3 protein-coding genes are annotated in these 5,678 nt (G+C 67.2%); all 3 read right to left on the minus strand.

Translation table 11 applies throughout. From position 1 onward, the window contains the following. Positions 1–1,185: 1,185 nt before the first annotated feature. The 3 genes from D6718_01995 to D6718_02005 are packed head-to-tail and all read right to left on the minus strand — an operon-like array spanning position 1,186 to position 5,386. A complete protein-coding gene (locus D6718_01995; protein RMG48346.1) occupies positions 1,186–4,272 on the minus strand; it encodes a hypothetical protein in 3,087 nt (1,028 codons plus the stop codon). Beyond that, positions 4,272–4,961, minus strand: coding sequence for a hypothetical protein (locus D6718_02000; protein RMG48347.1), 690 nt, complete (start codon positions 4,959–4,961; stop codon positions 4,272–4,274). Before D6718_02000 ends, D6718_01995 begins: the two co-directional genes overlap by 1 nt. Beyond that, positions 4,958–5,386: a hypothetical protein gene (locus D6718_02005; GenBank protein RMG48348.1), complete on the minus strand. Its 429-nt coding sequence runs from the start codon at positions 5,384–5,386 to the stop codon at positions 4,958–4,960. The genes D6718_02000 and D6718_02005 overlap by 4 nt, the downstream gene beginning before the upstream one ends. Positions 5,387–5,678 lie beyond the last annotated feature (292 nt).

The raw sequence follows: 5,678 nt of genomic DNA on the forward strand, positions 1-5,678 counted from the left end.
CGCCACCCGGGGCGATGGGCCGCGTCGAAAGCGCGGAGACCCGTCTCAACCGCTCATCGGTCGTGGTGTGCATCCCCAATGGTGCGTTGTTCCGCCGAAGTCGTTGGAGGATGGAAGGTTCCAGTCTCGAACGGACCGATGCACAGGATCGGGCCGAAGTGGTGGCTTCTCAACGAGCTGCGCGGCGTTTCGCACCATCGAGGGAGCACCTCCCGTCGGTGGAAAGGTGCATCCGCGATGATGCGAATCGGCGCCCAACTCCACTTGATACGGGGACTTCGCCAGGATCCCGCGACCCGGAACCGGCCGGCGCCCGCAGCTCCCCGGCTGCCCTCGGCTCGCGTGAGATCTTGCACCTTCGGGGATTCACCTCCCATGGTTCGAAAGGTGCATCCCCGACGGTGCAGAACGCTCTGCAACTCGGTGTCGGGAAAAGACATCGGCCCTGGTTCGCCGGCGCGGAGCCGTCTGAGATCGGAGCCTCCGAGCGATCAGCGCCATGAATGCGAGAACGCACCATCGGGAGTGCACCTCCGTTGGGAAGTGAGGTGCATCCCGACGGAGCGAAACGCTCTACAACTCGATGTCGGACAACGACGTCGGCGCTGGTTCGCCGGCACCGAGCCGCCTGAGATCGGAGCCTCCGAGCGATCAGCGCCATGGATGCGAGAATGCACCATCGGGACTGCACCTCCGCTGGGAAGTGAGATGCATCCCCGACGGTGCGGAACGCTCTCCGACTCGGTGTCAGGAAAAGACCTCGGCCCTGGTTCGCCGGCACGGAGCCGTCTGAGATCGGAGCCTGCGAGCGATCAGCGCCATGGATGCGAGAACGCACCATCGAGAGTGCACCTCCGCTGGGAAGGACTTCGCAGGGACGGTTCTCGCTTCCGGCTCGGCGGTGCGGAGCGCGGCCGAACGGATGGCCGGACACACCGGCGGATTGTCGGGCAGCGGGGACGCCGAGTGCGGGCGATTGGTCCCGAAGGTCCGGCCATCGAGCCGATACGGCGCCGTTGCCGAGGGCCTCATGAATCACCTCGGCCAGGGTCCTCGAGGGCCTGCCGTTTCCTCCGAGGATTCCATCGGGAGAGCCGGCGCCGGCGGACCGGTTGTCCCCCGAGGCCGGCCGGGAACCGTGCGGGCGGGAAACGCCCACCAGAAACGCACCGGGAAGGAAGCCCCCTACCAGTCGAAGGTGATGTAGAAATCCGAGCGCGTCGGTCCCAGTGTGTCCCCGTCGTAGATCCGCGCGAAGGACCAGTGCATCGGCAGCCCCAGGAGCGGGACCGACAGGTCGAATCCGGCCGAAACGTGGAGGTCGAGAAGTTTGCCGTCGGGGCCTCGGGTGGCGTAGGGGCGGAAAGCGCCGAGGAGCGGATCGTAGACGATCTTCCCCCGGCTTCCGTCGGGCAGCAGCTCGTCCCCGTACCAGGCCGAGCCCGCGTCGACGAACATCGCCGCCCGAACGGGACCGGTGGGCAGCCCGAAGCTCCACACGATCCGATCGAAGAGGGGGAAGCGGAGCTCCAGGTTGGCCCAGACCACGTTCTCCCCGAAGAACTCGCGAAAACGGAACCCGCGAAGCTGGTTCAGCCCTCCCAGGCTGCTCACGTTGGCCAGCCGGCCGTCACGCAGGACTCCGGCGAACCGCACGCCCACTAGGCTCCGGGCGGTCAGGTGCTGGTATCCCCGGTAGTCCCAGCGGATCTCCTTCACCGATTCGCCGTCGAGATCTCCCGAGACGACCTTGTACCCGGTCAGATCCAGCCGGAAGCGGTGGCCGTGGAACGGTCCGAAGTTCCGGAAGCGCGTCGTGTCCCCGACGAGGCTCAGGCTGCCGAACGGGAAATCGTTGGAAAACCGGAGAAAGAGAAGTTCTCCGGTTTGCACGTCGAAACCGAGGGGCAGGTCGTAGCGTTGCTGCGCATAACCGAGCTGCGCTTCCACGCGGTAGTGCCGGTTGAACGGATAGCGGAGGAATCCCGACACCTGCGTGATGCGTGTGGACCGCTCCAGACTGCTGCGGCCGAGGCTGTCCGACACGAGGAAGAAATCGCGGTAGTCGGCGAGCTGGGCGCCCCAGTCCAGGCGGCGGGTCACGTTCAGGTAGGTGACCGACGTGTTGGAGAACTGGTTCACCGAGTTGCTGGCGATGAAGATGCGCTGATTACCCAGTAGATCGGAAAACTGCAGAGCCACGTGCGAGAGCAGCCGCCCGTCGTCGGTCACCCCGAGCGTGATGTCCGGCTGGTCGAGCCGCCACGTGAGGCGGTAGTCCTCTTGCTTGTCGGCGTCGAGCCGCAACCGCAGGGGGGGGACGAACGGGCGCAAATCCTCGTCCTCCTTTCCCGTCTGCGGTGGCTCCGAGACCGCCGAGCCGCCTTCACGTTCTTCCGTCGCGGAGCGCCGCCGCGAGGGCGCGAGGGGGGAGGTGCGGGGTTCCGCCTTTCCCGCGGCGATCGCCTTCTCCACCGCCTCTCCGGCGAGTTTCATGCGGTACAGCCGGAAGGTCCCGCCCGAGAAGGCGCTGAACACGAGCTGGCGGGCGCCGTCGCCGGCGGGCGCCAGCTCCACCGGCGCGAAGGCTCCGCCGGCGAGATCGGTCAGGCGCTCGATCCTCCCGTCGGCCGTCGACAGCCGGTGGAGGTTGAACACGCCGTAAAGTCCCCGATCCGACGAGAAGTAGATCCACTGGCCATCCTGGGAGAGGCGCGGTTGGATGTCGGAGGCTGCGCCGGTCGTGAGCTGTGTCTTGTGCTCCGGCGCTCCGACCTCCACGGAGAAGATCTTCTCGAACGAGCCGATCCTGCGGTTGTACAGGATCCGCTTCCCGTCGGGGGTCCACGACGGATTGCTGTCCGGGTGAACGTCCCGCGTCAGGTTTTCGATCTCCTTGGAGTCGATGTTGACCCGGAAGATGTCCCAGTAGCCCCCGAGATTGCCCGAGAAGGCGATCCACTGCCCGTCCGGGGAGAAGGCTGGCGATCGGGGCGCCGCAATCTCGTCGATCGTGATCCGCTCGAGCAGCCGGCCACTGACCGGGTCGTAGATGCGGAGTTCGTGCACGTTCTCACGCGCCACGAAGAACGCCAGCATGCTGCCGTCGGGAGACCAGGCCAGGTCGCGCTTCCCCTCGAAGACCCCCGTGACGATCGAATCGTACTTGTTGGTGAAGCCGCGAGTGAGATTCCGGATCAGCTCGCCATCCTTCGCCGAGAGGATGACGACGTCCAGCTCCAGCCCCGGCGTGGCGAGCGCGGCGATCAGGTCTCCGGACGGGCTCAGCTCGGGCGAGAACGTGAAGCGCCCCGGTTTCGACAGTCCGACTTCCTTTCCGTACTCGTCGGGAGACAGCTTGTCGGTGAGCACCGGAAGGTAGCGCCGCCTGAGGTAGCGCGCGAATCGCCGGTCGAACTGCTCGACGCTCATGTCGAACGCATCGCGGAGCGGCTTCTCGATGTTCCCGCTCAGCAGGGACTTGCGGAACTCGAACAGGAACGACCGGACTCCCTGGGGGCCGAACTCCTTTTCGATGAAGTCGAAAATCGCATGGCCGTAGCGGTAGGTGAGAAAGCTCAGGACGTCGAGCTCGCGAATGGAGGGCACGAGGTTGTTCACCACCGCATCGCGGATGACCATCTGATCGAACGAATCCTCGTCGTCCCCCAGGTAGCTGGCGAGCCCCTCCATCAGCCACAGCGGCGCGCGGCCCCGGATCGTCCGCCGGAGCGAGTCTCCGAAGAAGATGTCGAACTCGAACACGTGGACGAGTTCGTGGCGGATCAGCTTGTAACGCTTGTCGGGGGGATCGTCGATCGGGAGAACCATCCGCATCTGGAATGGTTCGGTGAACGCCGCCACCGCTTCGGGGATTTCCTGGAGGGAGATGTTCGTCTGCTGGAATTCCTTGTGCGTCCGGTAGAGGATCATCGGGATCCTGATCCGGACCTCGTGGTCGAGACGTTGCGACAGGTCGAGGTAGGCCGACTCCGCCTCCGAGACGACCTCTTCCAGCTGCGCGTCCGTCAGCTCGTAGAAGTGGACATCGAAGTGCGGCGATCGGTAGACCTTCCAGTCGAAGGTCTCGTACGTGATCTTGTTTTGCCCGAACTGTGCCGCCGCCGGCGTGGCGGACAACACGAGTGCCAGCAAGGCGAACAGAAATCGGTGGGCGCGCACGGCTTGCACCTCCGCGGATTCCCGCCGGCGGCCCGCGGACCGGGACGCGGGTGGCGAGGCTGCGGCGGGGGACCGGCGGGCGGGGGGCATCACTCGACCCAGATGTAGCGCGGTTCCTGGACCCGGCCGGGCAGGAAGACCCCGTCCAGGTCATCGCCCATGGCGTCCAGCAGCCTGAAGAGGGCGTCGAGATCCTCGGGAATGTCCTCCTCTCCGAGGACGGCTTCCTCCTGCCAGACGTCGTGGTGCAGCAAGGCGCCGTTGTCGCCCTTGAAAAAGAAGATGTCGAGCCGCAGCCGGTAGCCGGTCATTTCGCGATACCGAGTTCGCCTGACCGTCTGGCCGGTGAGCGGACTGGTGACGTCCTCGTTGACGAAGCCTGACCGGTCTTCCACCTCGTAGCGGGCGACGCCGGCCACGATCAGGTCGGCCGAGAAGTCGCCCCCGAGCCGCTTCCAGAACAGATCGTTGGCGGCGAGTTGCTCCGGGCGCTGCTCGGGGATCGGCGGCGGCGGCACGTCGAGCACGTCGAGGGAAGTCCGGCGCGCGAGGCGCCGCTTCACCCACCGTGCCACCTCGAGCCCAACGTCGATCGTCGGATGCCCCGGACCGTTGAAGCGGGCCACCAGAACCCGCTCCCCCGCCTCCGTCTCGAGGACCGGTGGCAGCGGGACGTCGATCGGAACCTCCTCCCACCCTCCGAGCGCAGGGCTCCCGCCCGCCACGATCGCCGCGACGCCGAGCAGGGCGCGCCACGGGCCTCGCCTGCCGCCCGTCACGGTCGCGAATCCTCCGGCGTGTCCCCACCCGAGCGCGCCTCCGCGGCCCACCGCGCCCGCTCGTAGTTGGCTCGGATATTCGGATCGTTCCCGCCGGCCGCCTCCAGAGCGCGGCGGTAGGTGGCGAGCGCTTCCTCGCGTTGTCCTTGTGCTTCGAGGGCCACGGCCACGTTGTTGAGAAGACGCGGGTCGCGAGGGCGAGCCTCGAGAGCCCTCCTCCAGCGGAACATCGCCTCCCGCCACAGCCCGCGGCGCGCCATGTCGGCGGCGAATCGGATCTCGGCCCGCAGGGCCTTTCCGGAAAGGGTGCGTCCTGGCCCGGCGGCCTCCCCGTGACCGAGGGCCGCCGCGGCGAGCACCAGGGGAAACAGGCGCAGAACCCGTGGCAACAGGCCGGCCGGCGATCGGGTGGAACGACGGAGCATCGACGCCTCGACTGGGCTGCCGGGAAGCGTGGGCGCATCGAGTATACCCTTCGCGCGCCCCGGTGCCGTGTGAGGTGCTTCTCCGATGGTGCGCCGACGCGCCGGCGGGGCGCAGATGCGGCCTGTTCCATGCCACCTCCCGCATCCGGGACGCGTGCGCCGATCGGCCCTTCCCCCACGCGCCGGATCTAGCCATCCTTCCGGCATGACCCGAAGGCGACATCCCCGCCGCTCCCGCTTTCGCGGCAGCCGCCGCGCCTACGAAGCCGCCCGCCGCTTCGAACCCCCCTTC

The organism is Acidobacteriota bacterium (assembly GCA_003696075.1).
Lineage (GTDB): Bacteria > Acidobacteriota > Polarisedimenticolia > J045 > J045 > J045.

Bases quoted from the DNA above. Each gene is read 5' to 3' on its own strand.
- D6718_02005 (RMG48348.1), bottom strand. From the start codon at position 5,386: ATGCTCCGTCGTTCCACCCGATCGCCGGCCGGCCTGTTGCCACGGGTT.
- D6718_01995 (RMG48346.1), bottom strand. From the start codon at position 4,272: ATGCCCCCCGCCCGCCGGTCCCCCGCCGCAGCCTCGCCACCCGCGTCC.